We start from the raw sequence: 21,566 nt of genomic DNA on the forward strand, positions 1-21,566 counted from the left end.
TGTCGCACGCTGCGCATCGAATACCTGACCCTCTATGCCTTCTCGTCGGAAAACTGGAAACGGCCGGAAACCGAAGTGGCCGGGCTGATGGAACTGCTGCGGCTGTTCATCCGGCGCGAACTGGACGACCTGTGGCGCAATGGGGTGCGCATCCGCATGATCGGCGACCGCAGCAAGCTGGCGCCCGACATCATGCAGCTGATCACCGATGCGGAGCACAAGACGCGCGACAACCGCACGCTGACGCTGACCATCGCGCTGAGCTATGGCGGACAGGACGAGATCGTTGCCGCCTGCCGCCGCCTTGCCGAGCAGGTCGCCGCCGGCAAACTGCAACCGGCCGAGATCACGCCCGATCTGCTGGCCGCCAATCTGGAGACCGCCGGCATTCCCGATCCGGATCTGGTGATCCGCACCAGTGGCGAGCAGCGGCTGTCGAATTTCCTGCTCTGGCAGTCGGCCTACAGTGAACTGATCTTTGTCGACAAGCTGTGGCCGGATTTCTCGGCCCAGGATCTGGCTGGTGCCGTGGAGGAATTCCAGCGCCGCGAACGTCGCTATGGCGGCAGCGGTGAATGATCTGAATTCGTCGGCTCCGGCTGCCGCTGCCGGCAGTGCCTTGCGCAAGCGGGTCATCTCGGCGGCTGTGATGCTGCCGATGGCGATCGCCGCGGCATGGTTCGGTGACTGGGCCTTCGGGGCGCTGGTCGCGCTTGCCGCCGGATTGATGCTGTGGGAATGGCACCGCCTGCCCACACTGTCGCCAACCGGGCCGGCCTGGGCACGCAACCGGCCCGTCTGGTGGCTGGTGGGGCTGCTCTATCTCGTTCTGCCATGCGTTGCGCTGGTCTGGCTGCGTCAGCAGCCTGAACATGGTCGGCATATCGTTTTCTGGCTGTTCTGTGTGGTCTGGGCCACCGATACCGGCGCCTATTTCGCCGGCCGCAGCATTGGCGGGCCGAAATTGATTCCAAGCATCAGCCCGAACAAGACCTGGGCCGGGCTGCTCGGCGGCATGGTTGCGGCGGCGGTTGTTGGCGGGCTGGTCGGGGCGATCAATCCGGTACTGCCGGCTTTTGCCCTGGCAGGACTGGCAGGTACGGTGGCGGTGGTGTCGCAGGCTGGTGACTTCACGGAATCCGCTATCAAGCGGGCTTTCGGCGTGAAGGATGCCAGCCAGATCATTCCCGGCCATGGCGGTGTGCTTGACCGGCTGGACGGTCTGTTGTTCGCGGCGCCGTTTGTGGCGGTGTGCGATCTGATCGCGGGAAGGACCCTGTGGGGATGACCATGCAAACCCGCCGCGTCACCATTCTGGGCTCGACCGGCTCGATCGGCCGCTCCACCATCGATTTGATCGCCCGCGAACCCGAGCGCTTCCCGGTCGAAGCGCTGACCGCGCAAAGCAATGTCGGCCTGCTGGCCGAGCAGGCACTGAGCCTGAAAGCAAAGTGCGCCGTCATCGGTGATGAAAGCCTGCTGCCCGAGTTGCGCCAGCGTCTGGCCGGCAGCGGCATCGAGAGCGCGGCCGGGGCAGGGGCCATCATCGAGGCGGCGGCACGGCCAGCCGAATGGGTCATGGCTGCCATTGTCGGTGCGGCCGGGCTGGAGCCGACGCTCGCGGCCGTCCGCCGCGGCGCCATCGTGGCATTGGCCAACAAGGAGAGCCTGGTCTGCGCCGGACCCCTGGTGATGCGCGAGGCCGCCCTGCACGGCGCCACCATCCTGCCGGTCGATTCCGAGCATAACGCGATCTTTCAGGTCTTCGACTTCAAAGCCCCCGACAATATCGACCGGGTGATCCTGACCGCTTCGGGCGGGCCGTTCCGCACCCTGAACCTGAGCGAGATGCGGGAAGTCACCCCGGCCCAGGCCATTGCCCATCCGGTCTGGAGCATGGGGGCCAAAATCTCGGTCGATTCCGCCACGCTGATGAACAAGGGCCTGGAGCTGATTGAAGCCAGCTTCCTGTTCCCGGTACCGGAAGACCGTATCGAGGTGCTGATCCACCCCCAGTCGGTGGTGCACAGCCTGGTCTCCTATGTGGATGGCTCGGTGCTGGCCCAGCTCGGCACCCCGGACATGCGCACCCCCATTTCGGTAACGCTGGCCTGGCCCGCCCGGATGCCCACCCCGGCGGCCCGGCTGGACCTTGCGGCGATTGCCAAACTGACCTTTGAAGTCCCTGATTTTGCTCGTTTTCCTGCCCTGAACCTGACACGGCAAGCCTTGCAAAGCGGGGGCAGCGCCCCTACTATCCTGAATGCAGCCAACGAGGTCGCTGTCGACGCCTTTTTGAATGGCCGGATCGGGTTTCTCGACATCACCAGGATCGTCGAGCAGACCCTGTCCCGCGTTCCCAGCGGCCCGCTCGGCGATCTTGCCGCGGTCCACGAGGCCGACGGCACGGCACGGCGCTACGCAGCGCACCTGATCGACCCGACGGATGACGACCGGGTGGTGCGGGTGCAAACCAGAGGACGCAACCGGCGCTAGGCCGGCAGTCGAGGTGCCATGGATTTCGTTACCAATCTTGCCGGCTACATCATCCCCTTCGTCGTGGTTCTGACGATCATCGTGTTCGTGCATGAACTGGGGCATTACTGGGTGGCTCGGCGCTGCGGGGTGCGGGTCGAGGTTTTCTCGATCGGCTTCGGCCCCGAACTGTTTGGCTGGCACGACAAGCACAACACGCGCTGGAAGATCAGCGCGGTGCCGCTGGGCGGCTACGTGAAATTCTTCGGCGATGCCGATGCCGCCTCGACCACTGACAATGGTGCCGTCGCGGCGATGAGCGCCGACGAGCGCAAGGTCTCGTTCCACCACAAGACCCTGGGCCAGCGCGCCGCCATCGTGGCCGCCGGCCCGGTTGCCAACTTCATCTTTGCGATCTTCATCTATGCTGCGTTGTTCAGCCTGGTGGGCCAGCCATTTACCCCGCCGGTTGTCGGCGATGTGGTGCAGGGCAGCGCCGCGGAGGCGGGCGGCCTGCGTCCGGGCGACCGCATCCTGACCGCCGACGGCACCGCCATTCAGCGGTTTGAAGAACTGCGCGCCTTTGTCGCCCTGCGGGCCGAAACCCCGATCGCGCTGCGCGTGCTGCGCGATGGCGGCGAGATCGGCCTTACCGTGGTGCCGCTGCGCGTCGACGTTCCCGATGGTGCCGGCGGCACCCACAAGGTCGGCCAGATCGGCATTCGCACAACCGGCGTCGATTTCGTGCGCCACGATCCGGGTACGGCGCTGGTGCAGGCTGTGCGCGAGACCTGGCAGGTGGTGGCCAATACCTTCACCTATCTGGGCCGGATCATTAACGGCAAGGAATCCGGCGACCAGCTCAGCGGCCCGCTCGGCATCGCCAAGATGTCAGGCGATGTCGCCAAGTCCAGCTGGCTGGCCCTGGTGTCGCTGATGGCCACCCTGTCGGTTGCCATTGGCCTTATTAACCTTTTCCCGGTACCGATGCTGGATGGCGGCCATCTGCTGTTTTATGGCTATGAAGCGGTCCGTGGCCGCCCGCTGGGCGAGCGGGCCCAGGAATACAGCTTCCGCATCGGGTTCGCCCTGGTCATGTCGCTGTTCCTGTTCGCGACATGGAACGACTTGAATCGCCTGCCCATTTTCAATTTCCTCACTGGGCTTTTCTCGTGAATCCAGCTAAGTGAGGGGCGGCCTCGATACGATGGGAAGTGTGGCGGGTATGTTCCGAAATGATGCGCTGTGGCTGCTGCGCCGGATTGTCATGGTTGCTGTCCTGGCCGTTGGCCTGTTCGCCGTTCAGGCGCCGGTCGATGCCTTGGCCCAGCAGGGGGGCACGATCCGCGACATCGTGATCGAGGGCAATCAGCGTATCGAGCTTTCGACCATCCAGAACTACCTGACCCTGCAGCCCGGATCTCTCTATTCCAGTGCCGAGGCCGACAAGTCGCTGAAGGCGCTGTTTGCCACCGGTCTGTTTGCCGATGTCAACCTGCGCCTGCAGGGCAGCAGCCTGATCGTGCGTGTTACCGAGAACCCGGTGATCAACCGGATTCTGTTCGAGGGCAATCGCCGCGTTCAGGCCGACCAGCTGCGCAGCGAATTGCAGCTCAAGCCGCGCCAAGTTTACACGCGCTCTAAAGTGCAGACCGATACCCAGCGCATCCAGCAGATTTATCGCCGCACCGGTCGTTTCGCCGCCACCATCGAGCCGAAGGTGATCCAGCTGCCGCAGAACCGCGTTGATCTTGTTTTCGAGATCAACGAAGGTCCGCTGACCGGCGTCAGCCGTATCCGCTTTATCGGCAATCGCCAGTTCTCGGACTCAAAGCTGCGTGAGGAAATCCAGACCAAGGAAACCGCCTGGTGGCGGTTCCTCAGTTCTGACGACAGTTACGATCCCGATCGCGTCACCTTCGATCGGGAGAAGCTGCGCAAGTTCTATCTCAGCAAAGGCTTCGCCGATTTCGCGGTTACCAATGCCGTGGCCGAGCTGCTGCCGAACCGCGAGAAATTCATCATCACCTTCACTGTGGAAGAGGGCGAGCGCTACAAATTCGGCAAGATGGACGTTGTCAGCGAGCTTAAAGGTGTTGATGGCGCCCAGATGAAGGAATTCGTGGTTACGCCCACCGGCGAAACCTACAATGCCGATCTGGTGGAAAAAACGGTTCAGTCGATCACCACTGAGCTTGGCCGCTTCGGTTATGCCTTCGTCGATGTGCGCCCCGATGTGAACAAGGATCGCGAAAAGCGCATCATCGATATCACCTATCGTATCGGCGAAAGCCCGCGAGTTTTCGTCGAGCGCATCGACATCGTCGGCAATGTCCGCACGCTCGACAAGGTGGTGCGCCGTGAATTCCGCCTGGCTGAGGGCGATGCTTTCAATTCGGCCAAGCTGCGCCGCACCCGCACCCGGCTGCGGGGCCTGAATTTCTTCGACAAGGTGGAGATCGCTGAAAGTCGTGGCAGTGCGCCCGACAAGGTGGTGCTGACGGCGGAAGTCACCGAGAAGTCGACCGGTGAACTCTCCTTCGGTGTCGGTTATTCGACCACGGAAAGCGTGCTCGGTGACGTTTCAATCCGCGAGCGCAACCTGCTCGGCCGCGGTCAGGATCTGAAGGTCGGCTTCAGCCTGTCGACGACGCGGCAGCAGGCCGATCTGTCATTCACCGAGCCGTATTTCCTGGATCGCGAACTCGCCGCCGGCGTTGACCTGGTGCGGCGACGCACCGATTACACGCGCCGCAGCAGTCTGGATCAGACCACCACGTCGGGAACCACGCGTCTGTCATTCCCGATCACCGAAAACCTGTCGCAGCTGGTCTATTACCGCATCCGTCAGGACGAGATCGACAACATCGAAACCTCGGCCTCGCGCTTTATCCGTGCACAGGAGGGCCGCTACATCACCTCGGCGGTCGGTCATGCGCTGACCTATGATCGCCGTGATGACAAGGTCGACCCGACCACGGGCTATTATCTACGGCTGTCGCAGGAAGTTGCAGGCCTCGGCGGTACCGAGTTCTATGTAAAGAATGTCGGTAATGCGGCGAAGTATTTCCCCATCACGGATGAAACCGTGCTGACCTTCAGCACCGAACTCGGCATGATCAATGGCCTCAGCGACGTTGTCCGCCTGCCGAACCGCTTCTTCGTGGGTGGCGACAGCTTCCGTGGCTTCGCGGTTGGCGGCATTGGCCCGCGCGACACCACCACAAGTGACTCACTGGGCGGCCAGAAATATTATACCGGTGAGGCCGACTTGATGTTCCCGATCGGCCTGCCAAACGAATTCGGCATCAAGGGCCGCCTGTTCTCCGTGGCCGGCAGCCTGTGGGATACTCCGGATGCCGGCCGCGAAGTGGTCGATGAGAACAGCATGCGCGTCTCGGCTGGCGCCGGCATTCAGTGGAAGTCGCCGCTGGGCCTGATCCGCGTCGATTTCGGCTTCCCGCTCATCAAGGAAAAGTATGATGAAGAGGAAATCGTTCGCATCAATTTCGGCTCTCGTTTCTAGCAAGGTTTAAAAGGTATGAATTCGCTCATCAAATCCGCCGTAGCTCTGGTCGCGCTGGCATTTGCCGCGCTGCCCGGTGTGGCTTTGGCCCAGGCAGCCGGTGGCGGCAAGGTGCCCGCATCGATCATTGCCGTCATCGACAGCCAGCGCATCAATCGCGATGCGGCTGCACTGAAGAATGCCCGCCAGCAGCTCGAGCAGTATCGCTTCAGCTTCCAGTCCGAGATCGCCAAGGAAGAAGAGAAGCTGCGTGCCGAGGAGCAGGAAATCGCGCGTCAGCGCTCTGTCCTGTCGCCGGAAGTTTTCGAGCAGAAGCGCCAGGCCTTCCAGGGCAAGGTGGTCGAACTGCAGAAGCGCATCCAGGAGCGGTCGCAGTCGCTGGAAAAGATGCTGAACGGCGTGCGTGAGCAGGTCACCGTGCAGGTCATTGAGATCCTCAAGGGACTGGCGACCGAACGCGGTTTCAACATGGTGCTCGACCGCGCCCAGGTGCAGATTTTCATCGGTGACAATATCGACATCACCCCGGAAGTGCTGAAGCGCCTCGACCAGCGCCTGCCGACCGTCAAAGTGAATCTCCCCACCGGGAAATGACGGATGGCGGATCCGCGGTTTTTCGAGCGGGCCGGGCCATTCACGCTGGGTGAGCTGGCGGAGCGCTGTGGCGCCCGCCTTGCCGCCGCCGATCTGGCTGGCCGGTCCATCGACGATGTCGCAACGCTGGATCAGGCTGGCCCGGGTCAGCTGACATTTCTCGACAATCCGAAATACGCAGAAGCTTTTGCCGTGACGCGGGCAGGTGCCTGCATCCTGCATGAAAAGCATTCCGGCCTGGCACCGGCTGGCGTTGCGCTGCTGCTGTCACCCAAACCCTATCTGGCTTATGCGCGCGCGGCGCAGATTTTCTACCCGACGCCTGTTGCAACGCCGGGCATCCATCCAACAGCTGTTGTCGATCCGACCGCGCAACTGGGCGCTGGTGTTGCGGTGGCCCCGCATGCCGTCATCGAAGCTGGTGCCGTGATCGGCGCCGGCAGCGCGATTGGAGCCGGCAGCGTGGTGGGCCGCAATGTCATACTCGGTGAGGGTTGCCGGATCGGGCCACATGTGACGCTGACCCATTGTCTGGTTGGCGACCGCGTGCTGATACATCCCGGTGTTCGCATTGGCCAGGATGGTTTCGGTTTTGCTCCGGACCCGACCGGTCATGTCAAAGTGCCCCAGCTGGGCCGCGTGCAGATCGGCAACGACTGCGAGATCGGGGCGAACAGCACGATTGACCGCGGCGCCGGCCCGGACACCGTGATCGGTCCGGGCTGTTGGATTGATAATCTGGTGCAGATCGGGCACAACGTGATCCTCGGTCGGGGCTGCATCATCGTGGCGCAGGCCGGGGTCGCGGGCTCGACCCAGTTCGGCGATTTCGTCGTTCTGGCAGCGCAGAGTGGCGTTGCGGGTCATCTCAAGATTGGCACCGGCGCGCGCATTGGCGCCAAGTCGGGCGTGATGACGGATATCCCGGCTGGCGAAAGCCATTTCGGTATTCCGGCGACGAGGGTTAAGGAATATTTCCGTCAGGTGGCCACGCTTCGGCGCCTGGCGCAGAAGAAGGGTGCGGATAATGAGTGAAACGCCGTCGACTGCCAGCGTCGAATCCATCGATATCCTGCGGATCATGGAGATGATCCCGCATCGCTATCCGATGCTGCTGATTGATCGCGTGGTCGACCTCCAGGTCGGCAAGAGTGCGATCGGCATCAAGAATGTCACCATCAACGAGCCGCAGTTCACCGGCCATTTCCCGACCCAGCCGGTGATGCCCGGCGTGATGATCGTTGAGGCGATGGCGCAGACTGCGGCCGTCGTCGTCGTGCACAGTCTGGGTAAGGAGTCAGAGGGCAAGCTGGTCTATTTCATGACCATCGACGAAGCCCGCTTCCGTAAGCCGGTAACGCCGGGTGACCAGATGCATATCCATGTCACAGCCATCAAGCAGCGCGGCCCGGTCTGGAAGTTCGAAGGCAAGGCCATGGTTGATGGCAAGCTTGCCGCCGAGGCGATTTTCTCGGCGATGATCCTGGACAGGAAGTAAGCACCCTATGGCGCAGATTCATCCGACCGCGATCGTCGAAGACGGCGCCAAGATCGGGGCCGATGTTCGCATCGGGCCCTACAGCATCGTGGGCGCCCAGGTCGAGCTTGGCGATGGCGTCGAATTGCTCAGCCACGCAGTTGTCGCGGGCATCACCAGTGTCGGCGCCGGAACGAAAATCTTCCCGTTCGCCTCGGTAGGGCATGCGCCGCAGGATCTGAAATTCAAGGGTGAACCGTCGCGTCTGGTGATCGGCAAGAATAACGTGATCCGCGAAGGCGTGACCATGAATCCGGGCACCGAGGGCGGCGGCATGCTGACCAAGGTTGGCGACAATTGCCTGTTTATGACCGGTGCCCATGTCGCGCATGACTGCCAGGTCGGCAGCAATGTCGTGATGGCCAACAATGCCACGCTGGCCGGCCATATCGAGGTTGGCGACTTCGCGTTCGTCGGCGGCCTGGCGGCGATCCATCAATTCTGCCGTATCGGTCCGCATGCGATGATCGGCGGCATGTCCGGTGTCGAGCAGGATGTGATTCCCTATGGCATGGTGATCGGCAATCGCGCCCATCTGACCGGCCTGAACCTGATCGGCCTGAAGCGCCGCGGTTTCGAGCGTGAGGATATCTCCAAGCTGCGCGAAGCCTATGATGCGGTATTCGCCAAGGGCGATACCCTCAGCAAGCGGCTCGACGACGTCGCGGCGAAGTTCGCCGGCGTTGCCGTGGTCGAGGAACTGGTCGACTTTGTCCGCAATGCCTCCAAGCGGGGCGTCTGCCAGCCACAAGTGGATGGTGGTACGGCTGCCTAAACTCGGGCTGATCGCCGGTGGCGGCCAGATCCCGGCCCTGATCCGCGATGCCTGCCGTGTTCAGGCTCGGCCGCTGTTCATCGCCGCCCTGAATGGCTTCTGCGACCCCGCCACCGTCACGGATACAGACCATGCCTGGTTCGACCTGCCGCAGGTGGGCGGTCTGCTCAAAGCCCTGAAGGCGTCTGGGGCCGAAGAGGTGTGCCTCTGCGGCCGTGTCGCCAAACCCGATTTTTCTGCGCTCAAACCCGACTGGACCGGTGCCTTGCTGCTGCCGCGCCTGATCAAGGCGGCGCTGATCGGCGATGATGCCATCCTGCGCGTGGTGGTGGAGACCTTCGAGCGCGCGGGGTTTCGCATCGTCGGTGCCGATGCCCTGGTGCGCGACCTGCTGGTGCGCGAGCGGCAGTATGGCGCCCTGGCGCCGACACCGGCCCAGCAGGCCGATCTCGCGCTTGCGCTGCAGGCCGCCCGCCATCATGGCGCCGCGGACAAGGGCCAGGCGGCGGTGGTGGCCCAGGGCCATGTGGTTGGCCTGGAAGACGATGCCGGTACCGATGCGCTGCTGCAGCGCATGGCAGCGCAGCCTGCGGCACGCGGCGGCGTGCTGGTAAAATGCGTGAAGCCACAGCAGGATCGTCGCGTCGATCTGCCGACCGTCGGTGTCACCACCGTCGAGAATGCCGCGGCTGCCGGCCTGGCCGGGATCGCGGTGGAGGCGGGGGCCGCCCTGATGGTGGATGGCACGGCTGCGGCGCAGGCTGCGGACCGCCTCGGCCTGTTCCTGATCGGATTGCCCCATGGTGGATAATCCTCGGGCGGATGACCGCAAGCTGCGGGTTGCGCTGCTCGCCGGCGAACCCTCGGGCGATGTGTTGGGCGCAAGCCTGATGCGCGCATTGCGCAGCGAGACAGACGGCCGCGTGGAATTCATCGGCACGGGCGGCGCCTTGATGGAGGCCGAGGGGCTGCACAGCCTGTTCCCGATTGCCGACATGGCCATCATGGGGTTTGTCGAATTGCTGCCCAGAGCCCGCTTCCTGCTCCGCCGGATCGATCAGGCGGCAAAGTTCATTCTGGCGGAATCGCCGGATGTGGTCGTCACCATCGACAGTCCGGGCTATACGCGGCGCGTGATGCAACGCGCGCTGATCCGCAGCTTCCCCATTGTGCATTATGTGGCGCCGACGGTCTGGGCCTGGCGACCGGGCCGCGCGCGGCGACTGGCGCGGTTGTGCAATCATCTGCTCACCCTGCTGCCATTCGAGCCGCCGTATTTTGAAGTGGTCGGTCTGCCGACCACCTTTGTTGGCCATCCGGCGGTCGAGACGCTGGCAACGGCGCGCCGGTCCGAAGCCGAGGCGGACCAGGCCGGCCGCGGCTTCCGTCAACGGCATGGCATTACGGCAGATACCCGCCTGCTGGCCTTGATGCCGGGCAGCCGCAAGGGCGAGGTGAATAAGCTGCTGCCGGTCTTCACCGAGGTGCTGGCGCGGCTCAAGGCGCAAGGCCAGCAGCTTCATCTGCTGATCCCCACCGTAGAAACGGTGGCAGATATCGTTCGCGCAGCTGCCGCTACACTGCCATTCCCGGCCACGGTGCTGGATACGGCGCCCGAACGCTATGCCGCGATGCTGGCCGCCGACGCGGCACTGGCGGCATCTGGCACGGCGACCCTGGAACTGGGCCTGGCCGGCACGCCCACGGTGCTGGCCTACCGGGTCAACCCGATCAACGCGGCGATCATGCGACGCTTCATCAGGATCTCCTATGTCGGCTTGGTGAATATCCTGCAGCAGCGAGAGATCATGCCGGAATTCCTGCAGGAAAACTGCACGGCAGAAAAAATCGCACCGGCCCTGCTGGGCCTGCTGGTCGACCCGGTCGCGCGCCAGCGCCAGATCGACGGCTGTGCGGCCGTGGCGGCCCAGTTGGGCGCCAACGACCCGGTGCCGCCGGCCCATCGCGCGGCCCGCGCCGTGCTGGCGGTGGCGGCAAAGCGGTTGCCTGCGCCGGCCTGATGCCCCATATCAAGACACCTCAAGCCCGGAGGATTGCCCGATGAATGAGACCGCCCCGATTGCAAAGCCTGCTGTCCAGGCCGGCAGATTCCAGATGCTGCACACCATGCTGCGCGTGCTCGACCTGGAGAAATCGCTCGATTTCTATGTCGGCAAGCTGGGCATGACCCTGCTGCGCAAGACCGACTATCCCAGCGGTGAATTCACCCTGGCCTTTGTCGGCTATGGCGATGAGAAAACCAACACGGTGATCGAACTGACTCATAACTGGGGCCAGAAAGAGCCGTATACGATCGGCAGCGGCTTCGGCCATCTCGCGCTGGGCGTGCCGGACATCTATGGCGTGTGCAAGGTGCTGGAAGAGGCCGGTGTGAAGATTCCGCGCCCGCCGGGCCCGATGAAGCACGGTGGCAGCGTCATCGCCTTCATCGAAGATCCCGATGGCTACAAGATCGAGCTGATCGAGCGCAAATAACGCGAAAGCCCGGCCCGGGCATCATTTCCGGGCCGGGCTTTTTTATTACGGCGTGACCGTGACCACCGCACGCATCTTGGGATGAATGCGGCATTGCACGATGTATTCGCCGGCCTCCTTGAAGGCAACGGCGGTTTCTGAGTCCGGCGCCTGCAGGCCGATGTCGAAAATACCGCCCTTGCTGGGCGAGTAGACATTGTGGCCGAAGGGGTCTTCGTTGCGGAACATCACCTGTCCGCCGACCTTGACCCGAACGTTGGCCGGCTTGAAGGCGATGCCCTGCTGCACGATTACAATGCCGCCCTGGGCTTCTGCCAGGGTGGCGTGCAGACCGACTGCGCCGCCCAGCATGATGCCGAGCAAGGCAGCCCCGATGGCATGGGCGCGCATGGCTGGTTACTGGCGCGGGGTGAGGACGGCGATATCGATCACGGCTGTCTTGCCGTTGCCGATGGCACTGCCCTTGCCCATCTTGCCGGTGCCGACATCGAAGCGGTACAGCATGCCGCCCGATACCGCGAAGCCATGATAGCCATCCTTGGCGTCGGTATAGATGTCGATGGACTCGACAATGGTCCCCGGCTTCAGGCCGGTCGGTCCCACCGTGCGCAGCACGCCGTCATTCGGCGGGTCCTGCACGATATAGGTGCCGTTCAGGCTATCGACATCGAACAGCTGGGTCTGGGTCGCGCCGGCAAAGGAATTGATGTAGGCGCCGGCATAGACCCCCATCGGCTTGCCGGCATTGCGGTCGGCCGGACGATAAGCCAGCTTGCCATCGACGATGGCCTGGCCCGTATCGACATTGACGCGCAGGCTCTGCCCCGAGGAGCCGATCACATGCATGCGGTCGGCCTGCGGGTTGAAGTCAACAATCACATGGTCGATCGAGTCGAGCACCACCGAGAGCTTCGCCTTGCGCGTTGCCGCGCCGGTCATGGTGTCGATGGTATAGATCGTGCTGTTGCTGGCGAGGGCATAGAGCTTGCGGTCGGCAGGGCGCACGTCAATGCCCAGCAGCTTGCCTTCGACGCCGGTGATGGCAATGGTCTTGACCTTTCCGGGTGCCTTGTCGGTGAACAGCAGCAGTTCGTTGCGGTTGTTGAGGCCGGCCAAGTCAAGGGCAAGGGCCGGCATGGCGAGCAGGCTGCCGGCACCGAGAATGGCGGCACCGAGAACGGCGGCAGTGGCAATACGCATGGTTCCTCCTGGCAAGCGGCTGAGACGCGCTCTTAATGGCGGGTTAGATGAACTGGTAGACCGGAACCGGCCGGGGTCAAGGGCAGGGCCAGATAACCCGGCTTTCAGGTTCCGGGCAACTTGATGTTGAACATGACCGCCAGCTTCTGTTGCAGCTGCCCGGCCGAAAAGGGCTTGATGACATAGGCATCGACCTTGTTCTGGCGAGCTGCGATGACGAATTCCTCGTTCGCATTCCCGGTCAGCATCAGGAAGGGCATGTTCACCCAGGTCTTGCGCACATGCTTGAGCAGGTCGAGGCCGGTGACCTTGGGCATGTTCCAGTCGGAGACGATCAGGTCGAATTGCACCTGGCTGCCGCTCAGCAGGTCGATGGCGGCCTGACCATCCTTGACGATGGTCAGATTGGCCACGCCGAGCTGGCGCAGCACAGATGCGGCGAGGCGCTGGGCGAACATGTCGTCCTCCACCAGCAGCACGCGCAGCCGCTCCAGTCCTGGCAGTTTGTTATCCAGCATTCTTCAGTTCCGCAGACGACATGCCCTGCTTCAGTTCGACACCCCGGCCACGCAACCAGGCAATGCCCGATTCCAGGGACAGTTTCAATTCGTCAGTGTAGCGGTTTGTTGCCTCGGCGTCGCCTGCGAGCCCGGCCTGTTCAAGCTGCACGGCCAGCCGGTTGACGTCACGCAAGCCAAGGCTGGCTGATGAACTTTTCAGGCTATGAGCCAGTTCGGCCATACGATGGCAATCCTGATCCTCGGCAAAGGCATTCAGGCCGACGATCATGTCGGCAGCCAGTTCCAGGAAGGTCTCGACCAGATCGAGCGCCATGTCGGTCCCCAGATCCTGGGCCAGATCGTCCAGGGGCTGGCGGTCGAAGGCATCTTCGGTGCCGCCATAGGGGGTTGGCTCGGCGATCGCGGCCGGCCCGCCGCCGGCAAAGCCCATGACGCGGCGGATGGCCTGGTCCAGTGCCTCGGGCACAATAGGCTTGCCGACGTAATCATTCATGCCGGCGGCAAGGCAGCGCTGCACGCCATCCGTACTCAGCGAGGCTGTCACGGCGATAATCCGGGTGTCGCGATGCGGCTCCGGCAGCTTGCGGATTTCCCGCGCGGCCGAAATGCCGTCCATCTCCGGCATGTGAACATCCATCAGGATGACATCGAAGGGCGGCTCCGCCTGCGAAGCTGCTTCCAGAGCCAGTTTGCCGTTCACGGCGAAGGCGACCTGATGCTTCTGCTCCATCAGGATACCGGCGGCGACTTTGCGGTTCACCGGATTGTCCTCGGCCACCAGGATGCGCAGGGACGGCAGCGGGGTTTCGCCGGCGTCCTTCTGCACTGCCAGCGGCTGGGTGCCGGCGACCAGCGGCAGGCGGAACCAGAAGGTGCTGCCCTTGCCGATTTCACTTTCGACACCGATGGTGCCATTCATCGCTTCGACAAGACGTTTGCAGATGGCCAGGCCAAGGCCGGTGCCACCGAAACGGCGCGTGATCGAGGAGTCCGCCTGCACGAAACTGCCGAACAGTTTGCCGATGCTGTCTTTGGAAATGCCGACACCGGTATCGCGAATTTCGAAGCGAACCGAAGGGGTCTCGTCCTGCGCGTCATGCTCGGCCCGTACAATCACCTCGACCCGGCCGCTTTCGGTGAACTTGATGGCATTGCCGATCAGGTTGAGGATGATCTGGCGCAGGCGGTTCGGATCGCCGATGAGGTAGTGGGGCAGGTGGCGATCGATATCGGCGCTCAGCAGAAGGCCTTTTTCCTCGGCGCGGTTTCGCATCAGTGTGAGTGATGCAGAAACCACGCGATTGAGGTCGAAATCGATGTTCTCGACATCGACGCGGCCGGCCTCCAGCTTTGAGAAGTCCAGAATGTCATTGAGGATGACCAGCAGTGCTTCGGCAGAATCGAGCACGGTGCCGGCCAGGTTGCGCTGTTCGCCATTCAATGGCGTCTTGATCAGCAGGCGGGTGAGGCCGAGCACGCCGTTCATGGGCGTGCGGATTTCGTGGCTCATCATCGCCAGGAATTCCGACTTTGCCTTGGTTGCCGCCTCGGCGCGTTCGCGGGCAACCTGCAGATCTTCCATCGCCTGACGGAACACGCGCAGCGATACCGCCATCTGGCCGATCTCGTCACGCCGAGCCGTTTTGGGCACACTGACGCCGACATCGCCTTCGGCCAGTCGGAACATGGTTTTCGTCATGGTGTTGAGCGGCGCCACGATGTTGCGGATCAGCAGCAGCGACATCACGGTGATGACCAGCGCCAGGGCGGCGATCATCATCATGGTGCGATCCTTGGTGTCCTGAATCGTGGCTTCCGCCTGGCTGCGGAAGACGAAACCATCCTCGGCGGCGATCTGAGTCAGGATTTCCAGATTTTCCGAAATCTCCGCGGCAATGGTTTCGCGTGTTTGGGCCAGTTCGCGGCGTTCACGACTTTCGGGTGGCTGATCCAATGTCTGCAATGCGGTCTGCAGCCATGTCTCGTTGAGGAAGCGGATGCGTTCGCCATATTTGCGGATGCCCGGATTCAGGCCGCGCTCCTCGGCGATCGCCAGGTCGGAGACGAACTCTTCGTTACGGCTGCGGATGCCCTCGGCAAAAGAGGTGCGTTCGGCAACATCGCCCTCTGCCGCGATTTCCCGGGTTGTCAGCTCCTGGGTGACAAAACTGGTCTGGGCCAGGCGAGCATAGTTGATGGTCATCAGGGGCTGGTCATACAGCCGCACCACCAGGTCGCCCACCGACTGGACGGCCCAGAAGGCGGCCAGCCCGAGGCCCGCCGCGGTGAGCACGGCAATGGCAAAGGCAGCAGCCAGTTTAAGGCGCACGCTCAGGTGCATGGTCAATCCCGTTGGCCGACGCGGCAGTGGTAGCGATGGTATTGGTATTGCGCGCGACTTTCGAGCGCCCGGATAAATACGAAACCGTCAGCCATGCAAAAAAGGAAAGGGCCGCCTTTTCAGGGCGGCCCGGGGTAGGGTGCTGACCAGAGGGTCAGAGGCGGGTGATGATCCAGGTCAGGGCCAGGCCGATCAGGCCCAGCCAAGTCCAGAATTGCGGCCGTCGCAGCAGCGAACGGGTCGCAATCCGGTTGTCATTGGAGGCCGAGGGCATGTCCAGATAGCCGGGGCGCAGCCAACCGTAACCGGTTGGCCGGGTTCCTGAAGGCGGTTGCCCGCCATGCTGCTCTGCTCGTTTGCCCATGCGGCCCGCCTCCCGTCGGTACCGTCAGTCAGCTCATAAAACGCGGATTACTTGCGTTTGTCGAGCGGAATATACGGGCGTTTGGTGGCACCGGTGTAGAGCTGACGGGGGCGGCCGATCTTCTGGGCCGGATCCTCGATCATCTCATTCCACTGCGAAATCCAGCCCACCGTGCGCGCCAGGGCGAACAGGGCGGTGAACATGGCGGTCGGGAAGCCCATGGCGCGCAGGATGATGCCCGAATAGAAATCGACATTCGGGTACAGCTTCTTGGAGACGAAATAATCGTCTTCCAGCGCGATGCGCTCCAGTTCCATCGCCATCTTCAGCAGCGGTTCGTCCTTCACGCCCAACTCGTCCAGCACCTCGTAGCAGGTCTGGCGCATCACCTTGGCGCGCGGATCGTAGTTCTTGTAGACGCGATGGCCAAAGCCCATCAGGCGGAAGCCCGAATTCTTGTCCTTGGCCTTCTTCACCGCTTCGCCGACCTTGTCGACCGAGCCGATCTCTTCCAGCATCTTCAGCACGGCTTCGTTGGCGCCGCCATGGGCGGGGCCCCACAGGCAGGCAATGCCGGCCGCGATGCAGGCAAACGGATTGGCGCCTGACGAACCGGCGAGACGCACGGTCGAGGTCGAGGCATTCTGCTCGTGATCGGCATGCAGGATGAAGATGCGATCCATGGCGCGCGCCAGGATCGGGCTCATCTTGTAGGGCTCTGCCGGTACGCCGAAAGTCATCTGCAGGAAGTTCTCGGCATAGCCAAGATCATTGCGCGGATACATGAAGGGCTGGCCGATCGAATACTTGTAGGCCATCGCCGCAATGGTCGGCATCTTCGCGATCAGACGATGCTGCGCGATCATGCGCTGCTTCGGATCATCGTAATCGGTCGCATCGTGATAGAAGGCCGACAGTGCGCCAACAACGCCGCACATCACGGCCATCGGATGCGCATCGCGCCGGAAGCCGCGGAACAGGAAGTGGATCTGTTCATGCAGCATCGTGTGATTGGTGATCGAATTCTCGAAGCTTTTCTTCTGCGACGGATTCGGCAGCTCACCGTTCAGCAGCAGGTAGCAGGTCTCGAGGAAGGTCGAGTGTTCGGCCAGCTCGGCAATGTCGTAGCCGCGATACAGCAGCACGCCTTCATCGCCGTCGATATAGGTGATCTTGCTTTCAGTGCTCGCTGTCGAGGTGAAGCCCGGGTCATAGGTGAAGTGACCGGTCTCGGCGTAGAGCTTGCGGATATCGATCACCGAAGGGCCGACCGAGCCGTCCAGCATGGGGAGGGAAATGGTCTTTCCGGTATTGGGATCGGTAAGCGTAACGGGCTTGCTGCCGGTGGTCATTCGGGTACCCCCAGGTTGGGACTGCATATGTGATTGTTGTAACAACACTATAGGGCGGTGCCTGCGCCAGAGAAAAGTGTTTCCCGGCTCGCAAAATATCCGACCTTGGATGAATAAAATTCCTGTAGCCGTTCCGCGTTACGCGGCCGTAACTCCGCATTTCGCCGTCTGTATTGCCATGCTAGGGCTTGGAAACTTGCTGCCCCCAGCCTTGGAGACGTTTGACGATGCTTGATGCCGCTGCCCTCGATACCCTGTTCCGGACCGCACGCACCCATAATGGCTGGGTCGACAAGCCGGTCAGCGATGCCGACCTGCATCACCTTTACGACCTGATGAAGATGGCGCCGACCAGCGCCAACTGCTCCCCGGCGCGGATCGTCTTTGTGCGGTCGAAAGCAGCCAAGGAGCAGCTCCGCCCGGCCCTGAGCGCGGGCAACCTGGAGAAGACGATGGCCGCCCCGGTCACCGCGATCATCGGCTATGACCTGAACTTCGCCGAACACATGCCCCGGCTGTTCCCCCATAACCTGGACGCCAAAAACTGGTTCAGCGACCCCAAGGTGGCCGAGGTGGTGGCTTTCCGTAACGGAACCCTGCAGGGCGCCTATTTCATCCTGGCCGCCCGGGCGGTGGGGCTGGATACCGGCCCGATGTCGGGGTTCGACAATGCCAAGGTCGATGCCGCCTTTTTCCCGGGCGGGCAGGTGAAGTCCAACTTCCTCTGTAACCTCGGTCATGGCGATTCGAGTCAGCTTTTCCCGCGCAGCCCGCGGCTGGCCTTCGAGGAAGCCTGCAAAGTTCTTTGAATGTTCTCATTTTTCGAGCCTAGTGAGAGCGATAACGCCTTCATCAGGCTCGCGAATCCCGGGCTTTTCGAAGTCTTTTGCGCATTGCGAAAAAGATCGGCGAAAAGCGGGAAAACGCGCTTGACCGGGTAGGGGCCGCTGAGTAATGTCCGCCCCGCGATTCGACCTGGTGGTAGGGAGTTTTCCTAAACACAGATCGATGAACAGCCAGGGTCTCCGTAGCGCTCACGTTGAGGCTAGGCTAACGCGACTGGACATAATGACCCCTCTCCGCGGCCGATGGGCCGCAAGGATGGGTCTGGAGCGGAGTAAATGAGGCGGATTGCCGGGCTGAAAAGCCGTCGGTGGTTCGCCTTGGTGTTTTTTTATGTGTTGAACCAAAACTTGGCGGAGTTTCAACTCGTATGCCGACTATCAACCAGCTGATCCGCAAGCCGCGCTCGCCGAAGCCGGTCCGTGACAAGGTTCCGGCGTTGCAGGAATGCCCGCAGCGTCGCGGCGTTTGCACGCGCGTCTACACGACGACCCCGAAGAAGCCGAACTCGGCGCTTCGTAAGGTCGCCCGCGTGCGCCTGACCAACGGTTTCGAAGTCACCAGCTACATTCCTGGTGAAGGCCATAACCTGCAGGAACACTCCGTGGTGATGATCCGCGGCGGCCGCGTCAAGGATCTTCCTGGCGTGCGCTACCACATCATCCGCGGCGTGCTCGACACGCAGGGCGTCAAGGATCGCAAGCAGCGCCGTTCGAAGTACGGCGCGAAGCGTCCGAAGTAATTCAGGAGAGACACGATGTCGCGTCGCCACGCAGCTGAGAAGCGCGAGATTCTGCCGGATCCGAAGTTCGGTGATCTCGTTCTGACCAAGTTCATGAACATGCTGATGTACGAAGGCAAGAAGTCGGTCGCGGAAGCGATCATCTACGGCGCCCTCGATCGCATCAAGTCAAAGACCGGCAACGACCCGGTCAAGATGTTCCACGATGCCCTGAACAACGTGAAGCCGGCCATCGAAGTCCGGTCTCGTCGCGTTGGCGGTGCCACCTATCAGGTGCCGGTGGAAGTGCGTCATGACCGTGGCCAGGCGCTGGCCATTCGCTGGCTGATCTCGGCGGCGCGCAGCCGCGGCGAGAACACCATGATCGACCGTCTGTCGGGCGAGCTGCTCGATGCCGCCAACAACCGCGGCGGTTCGGTCAAGAAGCGCGAAGACACCCATCGCATGGCGGAGGCCAACAAGGCCTTCTCCCACTACCGCTGGTAAGAAGCGGCTTAAGAGTTTTCGGAGATCGTCATGCCTCGCACTACTCCCTACGAGCGCTACCGTAATATCGGCATCATGGCCCACATCGATGCCGGCAAGACCACGACCACGGAGCGCGTGCTTTATTATACCGGCCGTTCGCACAAGATCGGCGAAGTGCATGACGGCGCTGCCACCATGGACTGGATGGAGCAGGAGCAGGAACGCGGCATCACGATCACCTCGGCTGCCACCACCTGCTTCTGGAACGATCACCGCATCAACATCATCGACACCCCCGGCCACGTCGACTTCACCATTGAAGTCGAGCGCAGCTTGCGCGTGCTCGACGGTGCGGTCTGCCTGTTCGACGGCGTTGCCGGCGTTGAGCCGCAGTCGGAGACCGTGTGGCGCCAGGCCGACAAGTACGGCGTGCCGCGCATGTGCTTCGTCAACAAGCTCGACCGCATGGGCGCGAATTTCTTCCGTTGCGTCGACATGATCGTCGATCGTCTGGGCGCCACCCCGCTGGTGCTGACGCTGCCGATCGGCGCCGAAGCCGATTTCAAGGGCATCGTCGACCTAGTGCGCAACCGCGCCATCATCTGGAAGGATGAGAGCCTGGGCGCCGAGTTCTTCTACGACGAGATTCCGGCCGATCTGAAGGAACAGGCTGCCGAATGGCGCCAGAAGATGATCGAAGCCGCGCTCGAGATGGATGACACCGCGCTGGAAGCCTATCTCGAGGGCAAGGAGCCCGACGAGAAGACGCTGACCGCCTGCATCCGCAAGGGCACCATTGCCGGCAAGTTCGTGCCCGTGCTCTGCGGCTCGGCCTTCAAGAACAAGGGCGTGCAGCCGCTGCTCGACGCCGTCATCGACTATCTGCCGTCGCCGGTCGATGTCGCTGGCGTCGAAGGCCTGAAGCCGGGCAGCGACGACAAGCTGGTTCGCAAGACCTCGGACGACGAGCCCTTCTCGGGTCTCGCCTTCAAGATCATGAACGATCCCTTCGTCGGTTCGCTCACTTTCGTGCGCATCTATTCGGGCGTTCTGGAAGCCGGTTCGGGCGTGCTGAACACCGTGAAGGACAATCGCGAGCGTATCGGCCGCATGCTGCAGATGCATGCGAACACCCGCGAGGAAATCAAGGAAGCCCGCGCCGGCGACATCGTCGCGCTGGCCGGCCTGAAGAACACCACCACTGGCGACACGCTCTGCGATCCGAACCATCCGATCATCCTGGAGCGCATGGAATTCCCCGAGCCGGTCATCGAGGTCGCGGTTGAGCCGAAGACCAAGAACGACCAGGAGAAGATGGGCCTCGCGCTCAATCGTCTCGCCGCCGAGGATCCGTCCTTCCGCGTTTCGGTCGACCATGAGAGCGGCCAGACCGTGATCAAGGGCATGGGCGAACTCCACCTCGAAATCCTCGTCGACCGCATGCGTCGCGAGTTCAAGGTCGAAGCCAATGTCGGCGCGCCGCAGGTTGCCTATCGTGAGGCCCTGACCAAGACCGCCGAAATCGACTACACCCACAAGAAGCAGTCGGGTGGCTCGGGCCAGTTCGCCCGCGTCAAGCTGCGCTTCGAGCCGCTGGAAGCCGGTTCGGGCGTGCAGTTCGAGAATGACGTGGTCGGCGGCAACGTGCCGAAGGAATACGTCCCGGCCGTTGAAAAGGGCATCCGCCAGATCGCCGCTTCGGGCGTGCTGGCCGGCTTCCCGGTCATCGACTTCAAGGCGACCCTGTATGACGGCGCCTACCATGACGTCGACTCCTCGGCGCTCGCCTTCGAAATCGCCGCCCGTGCGGCCTTCCGCGAAGTCGCCCCGAAGGCCGGCGCCAAGCTGCTCGAGCCGATCATGCGCGTCGAAGTCGTCGCGCCGGAAGATTTCGTCGGTGACGTGATGGGCGACCTGTCGTCCCGCCGCGGTCAGCTGACCGGCACCGAACCGCGCGGCAATGCGCAGGTCATCAACGCTATGGTGCCGCTGGCCAACATGTTCGGCTACGTCAACAACCTGCGCTCGATGACCCAGGGCCGTGCGCAGTACACCATGACTTTCGATCACTACGCCCAGGTGCCGCAGAACGTGTCCGACGAGGTGCTGGCGAAGCTCGCCGGCTGATCTGAAGAACACGAACGGCATCGATAGACACACATCCGATCTAGCGGAGAAGTAAAATGGCCAAGGCAAAGTTTGAACGTAACAAGCCGCACTGCAACATTGGTACGATCGGCCACGTCGATCATGGCAAGACGTCTCTGACGGCAGCGATCACGAAGGTGCTGGCGGAGAGCGGCGGCGCGTCGTTCACGGCGTATGACCAGAT

General features: G+C 62.5%; 23 protein-coding genes. 17 read left to right on the forward strand and 6 right to left on the reverse strand.

Translation table 11 applies throughout. From position 1 onward, the window contains the following. The 12 genes from uppS to gloA all read left to right on the forward strand — a co-directional run. The coding region (gene uppS, locus AAG821_RS21225) for a polyprenyl diphosphate synthase (protein ID WP_341916443.1) at nucleotides 1–579 on the forward strand (579 nt) is incomplete at its 5' end. Beyond that, nucleotides 572–1,288, forward strand: coding sequence for a phosphatidate cytidylyltransferase (locus tag AAG821_RS21230; RefSeq protein ID WP_341914274.1), 717 nt, complete (start codon nucleotides 572–574; stop codon nucleotides 1,286–1,288). The genes uppS and AAG821_RS21230, both read left to right, overlap by 8 nt. Before the next feature lie 2 nt (nucleotides 1,289–1,290). Next, on the forward strand, nucleotides 1,291–2,496 hold the full coding sequence (locus AAG821_RS21235) for a 1-deoxy-D-xylulose-5-phosphate reductoisomerase (RefSeq protein ID WP_341914312.1): 1,206 nt from the start codon (nucleotides 1,291–1,293) through the stop codon (nucleotides 2,494–2,496). An 18-nt stretch (nucleotides 2,497–2,514) separates the two neighbouring features. Then, nucleotides 2,515–3,651 (forward strand): RIP metalloprotease RseP, encoded by a 1,137-nt coding sequence (rseP, locus tag AAG821_RS21240; RefSeq protein ID WP_341914276.1) that lies wholly within the window; start codon nucleotides 2,515–2,517, stop codon nucleotides 3,649–3,651. Between the two features lie 49 nt (nucleotides 3,652–3,700). Then, the gene (gene bamA, locus AAG821_RS21245) at nucleotides 3,701–6,001 is read left to right on the forward strand and encodes an outer membrane protein assembly factor BamA (RefSeq protein ID WP_341914278.1); all 2,301 of its coding nucleotides are present in this window, start codon (nucleotides 3,701–3,703) and stop codon (nucleotides 5,999–6,001) included. A gap of 15 nt (nucleotides 6,002–6,016) precedes the next feature. Then, nucleotides 6,017–6,595 carry an OmpH family outer membrane protein gene (locus tag AAG821_RS21250; RefSeq protein WP_341914280.1) on the forward strand — a complete coding sequence of 193 codons (579 nt, stop codon included), beginning with the start codon at nucleotides 6,017–6,019 and terminating at the stop codon, nucleotides 6,593–6,595. 3 nt (nucleotides 6,596–6,598) lie between these two features. Beyond that, nucleotides 6,599–7,630: a UDP-3-O-(3-hydroxymyristoyl)glucosamine N-acyltransferase gene (gene lpxD, locus AAG821_RS21255; protein WP_341914282.1), complete on the forward strand. Its 1,032-nt coding sequence runs from the start codon at nucleotides 6,599–6,601 to the stop codon at nucleotides 7,628–7,630. Further along, the gene (gene fabZ / locus AAG821_RS21260; RefSeq protein WP_341914284.1) at nucleotides 7,623–8,093 is read left to right on the forward strand and encodes a 3-hydroxyacyl-ACP dehydratase FabZ; all 471 of its coding nucleotides are present in this window, start codon (nucleotides 7,623–7,625) and stop codon (nucleotides 8,091–8,093) included. The genes lpxD and fabZ overlap by 8 nt, the downstream gene beginning before the upstream one ends. 7 nt (nucleotides 8,094–8,100) lie before the next feature. After that, nucleotides 8,101–8,907, forward strand: a complete 807-nt coding sequence (gene lpxA, locus AAG821_RS21265) for an acyl-ACP--UDP-N-acetylglucosamine O-acyltransferase (RefSeq protein ID WP_341914286.1) — start codon at nucleotides 8,101–8,103, stop codon at nucleotides 8,905–8,907. Further along, the gene (gene lpxI / locus AAG821_RS21270; RefSeq protein WP_341914288.1) at nucleotides 8,888–9,718 is read left to right on the forward strand and encodes a UDP-2,3-diacylglucosamine diphosphatase LpxI; all 831 of its coding nucleotides are present in this window, start codon (nucleotides 8,888–8,890) and stop codon (nucleotides 9,716–9,718) included. The genes lpxA and lpxI overlap by 20 nt, the downstream gene beginning before the upstream one ends. After that, on the forward strand, nucleotides 9,708–10,928 hold the full coding sequence (gene lpxB, locus AAG821_RS21275) for a lipid-A-disaccharide synthase (RefSeq protein ID WP_341914289.1): 1,221 nt from the start codon (nucleotides 9,708–9,710) through the stop codon (nucleotides 10,926–10,928). Before lpxI ends, lpxB begins: the two co-directional genes overlap by 11 nt. A 40-nt stretch (nucleotides 10,929–10,968) precedes the next feature. Beyond that, nucleotides 10,969–11,403, forward strand: coding sequence for a lactoylglutathione lyase (gene gloA, locus AAG821_RS21280; protein ID WP_341914292.1), 435 nt, complete (start codon nucleotides 10,969–10,971; stop codon nucleotides 11,401–11,403). A gap of 45 nt (nucleotides 11,404–11,448) precedes the next feature. On the opposite strand, the gene AAG821_RS21285 is transcribed toward gloA, so the two are convergent. The 6 genes from AAG821_RS21285 to gltA form a co-directional block, all read right to left on the reverse strand. Next, a complete protein-coding gene (locus AAG821_RS21285; protein ID WP_341914293.1) occupies nucleotides 11,449–11,793 on the reverse strand; it encodes a plastocyanin/azurin family copper-binding protein in 345 nt (114 codons plus the stop codon). A gap of 6 nt (nucleotides 11,794–11,799) precedes the next feature. Next, nucleotides 11,800–12,603 carry a DUF4394 domain-containing protein gene (locus tag AAG821_RS21290; protein WP_341914295.1) on the reverse strand — a complete coding sequence of 268 codons (804 nt, stop codon included), beginning with the start codon at nucleotides 12,601–12,603 and terminating at the stop codon, nucleotides 11,800–11,802. Between the two features lie 104 nt (nucleotides 12,604–12,707). Continuing rightward, nucleotides 12,708–13,121, reverse strand: a complete 414-nt coding sequence (locus tag AAG821_RS21295; protein WP_341896883.1) for a response regulator — start codon at nucleotides 13,119–13,121, stop codon at nucleotides 12,708–12,710. Then, nucleotides 13,111–15,465, reverse strand: a complete 2,355-nt coding sequence (locus AAG821_RS21300) for an ATP-binding protein (RefSeq protein WP_341914297.1) — start codon at nucleotides 15,463–15,465, stop codon at nucleotides 13,111–13,113. The genes AAG821_RS21295 and AAG821_RS21300 overlap by 11 nt, the downstream gene beginning before the upstream one ends. A 154-nt stretch (nucleotides 15,466–15,619) precedes the next feature. Further along, nucleotides 15,620–15,829: a hypothetical protein gene (locus tag AAG821_RS21305; protein WP_341914299.1), complete on the reverse strand. Its 210-nt coding sequence runs from the start codon at nucleotides 15,827–15,829 to the stop codon at nucleotides 15,620–15,622. 47 nt (nucleotides 15,830–15,876) lie between these two features. Further along, nucleotides 15,877–17,181, reverse strand: coding sequence for a citrate synthase (gene gltA, locus AAG821_RS21310; RefSeq protein WP_341914301.1), 1,305 nt, complete (start codon nucleotides 17,179–17,181; stop codon nucleotides 15,877–15,879). A gap of 227 nt (nucleotides 17,182–17,408) precedes the next feature. Here gltA and AAG821_RS21315 point away from each other — a divergent pair, with 227 nt between their 5' ends. From AAG821_RS21315 to AAG821_RS21335, 5 genes are all read left to right on the forward strand, one after another. Further along, nucleotides 17,409–17,990, forward strand: a complete 582-nt coding sequence (locus AAG821_RS21315) for a malonic semialdehyde reductase (protein ID WP_341914304.1) — start codon at nucleotides 17,409–17,411, stop codon at nucleotides 17,988–17,990. A gap of 404 nt (nucleotides 17,991–18,394) precedes the next feature. Further along, nucleotides 18,395–18,766 (forward strand): 30S ribosomal protein S12, encoded by a 372-nt coding sequence (gene rpsL / locus AAG821_RS21320; protein WP_341896894.1) that lies wholly within the window; start codon nucleotides 18,395–18,397, stop codon nucleotides 18,764–18,766. Between the two features lie 15 nt (nucleotides 18,767–18,781). After that, on the forward strand, nucleotides 18,782–19,252 hold the full coding sequence (gene rpsG, locus AAG821_RS21325; protein WP_341914306.1) for a 30S ribosomal protein S7: 471 nt from the start codon (nucleotides 18,782–18,784) through the stop codon (nucleotides 19,250–19,252). Nucleotides 19,253–19,282: 30 nt separating this feature from the next. After that, a complete protein-coding gene (gene fusA / locus AAG821_RS21330) occupies nucleotides 19,283–21,361 on the forward strand; it encodes an elongation factor G (protein ID WP_341914308.1) in 2,079 nt (692 codons plus the stop codon). 56 nt (nucleotides 21,362–21,417) lie between these two features. Further along, the coding region (locus AAG821_RS21335) for a GTP-binding protein (RefSeq protein WP_341914314.1) at nucleotides 21,418–21,566 on the forward strand (149 nt) is incomplete at its 3' end.

The organism is Ferrovibrio terrae, from assembly GCF_943372915.1.
In the GTDB taxonomy this organism is placed as follows: Bacteria; Pseudomonadota; Alphaproteobacteria; order Ferrovibrionales; family Ferrovibrionaceae; genus Ferrovibrio; species Ferrovibrio terrae_A.

Bases quoted from the DNA above. Each gene is read 5' to 3' on its own strand.
- AAG821_RS21235 (WP_341914312.1), top strand. From the start codon at position 1,291: ATGCAAACCCGCCGCGTCACCATTCTGGGCTCGACCGGCTCGATCGGC.
- rseP (WP_341914276.1), top strand. From the start codon at position 2,515: ATGGATTTCGTTACCAATCTTGCCGGCTACATCATCCCCTTCGTCGTG.
- bamA (WP_341914278.1), top strand. From the start codon at position 3,701: ATGTTCCGAAATGATGCGCTGTGGCTGCTGCGCCGGATTGTCATGGTT.
- AAG821_RS21250 (WP_341914280.1), top strand. From the start codon at position 6,017: ATGAATTCGCTCATCAAATCCGCCGTAGCTCTGGTCGCGCTGGCATTT.
- lpxD (WP_341914282.1), top strand. From the start codon at position 6,599: ATGGCGGATCCGCGGTTTTTCGAGCGGGCCGGGCCATTCACGCTGGGT.
- fabZ (WP_341914284.1), top strand. From the start codon at position 7,623: ATGAGTGAAACGCCGTCGACTGCCAGCGTCGAATCCATCGATATCCTG.
- lpxA (WP_341914286.1), top strand. From the start codon at position 8,101: ATGGCGCAGATTCATCCGACCGCGATCGTCGAAGACGGCGCCAAGATC.
- lpxI (WP_341914288.1), top strand. From the start codon at position 8,888: ATGGTGGTACGGCTGCCTAAACTCGGGCTGATCGCCGGTGGCGGCCAG.
- lpxB (WP_341914289.1), top strand. From the start codon at position 9,708: ATGGTGGATAATCCTCGGGCGGATGACCGCAAGCTGCGGGTTGCGCTG.
- gloA (WP_341914292.1), top strand. From the start codon at position 10,969: ATGAATGAGACCGCCCCGATTGCAAAGCCTGCTGTCCAGGCCGGCAGA.
- AAG821_RS21285 (WP_341914293.1), bottom strand. From the start codon at position 11,793: ATGCGCGCCCATGCCATCGGGGCTGCCTTGCTCGGCATCATGCTGGGC.
- AAG821_RS21290 (WP_341914295.1), bottom strand. From the start codon at position 12,603: ATGCGTATTGCCACTGCCGCCGTTCTCGGTGCCGCCATTCTCGGTGCC.
- AAG821_RS21295 (WP_341896883.1), bottom strand. From the start codon at position 13,121: ATGCTGGATAACAAACTGCCAGGACTGGAGCGGCTGCGCGTGCTGCTG.
- AAG821_RS21300 (WP_341914297.1), bottom strand. From the start codon at position 15,465: ATGCACCTGAGCGTGCGCCTTAAACTGGCTGCTGCCTTTGCCATTGCC.
- AAG821_RS21305 (WP_341914299.1), bottom strand. From the start codon at position 15,829: ATGGGCAAACGAGCAGAGCAGCATGGCGGGCAACCGCCTTCAGGAACC.
- gltA (WP_341914301.1), bottom strand. From the start codon at position 17,181: ATGACCACCGGCAGCAAGCCCGTTACGCTTACCGATCCCAATACCGGA.
- AAG821_RS21315 (WP_341914304.1), top strand. From the start codon at position 17,409: ATGCTTGATGCCGCTGCCCTCGATACCCTGTTCCGGACCGCACGCACC.
- rpsL (WP_341896894.1), top strand. From the start codon at position 18,395: ATGCCGACTATCAACCAGCTGATCCGCAAGCCGCGCTCGCCGAAGCCG.
- rpsG (WP_341914306.1), top strand. From the start codon at position 18,782: ATGTCGCGTCGCCACGCAGCTGAGAAGCGCGAGATTCTGCCGGATCCG.
- fusA (WP_341914308.1), top strand. From the start codon at position 19,283: ATGCCTCGCACTACTCCCTACGAGCGCTACCGTAATATCGGCATCATG.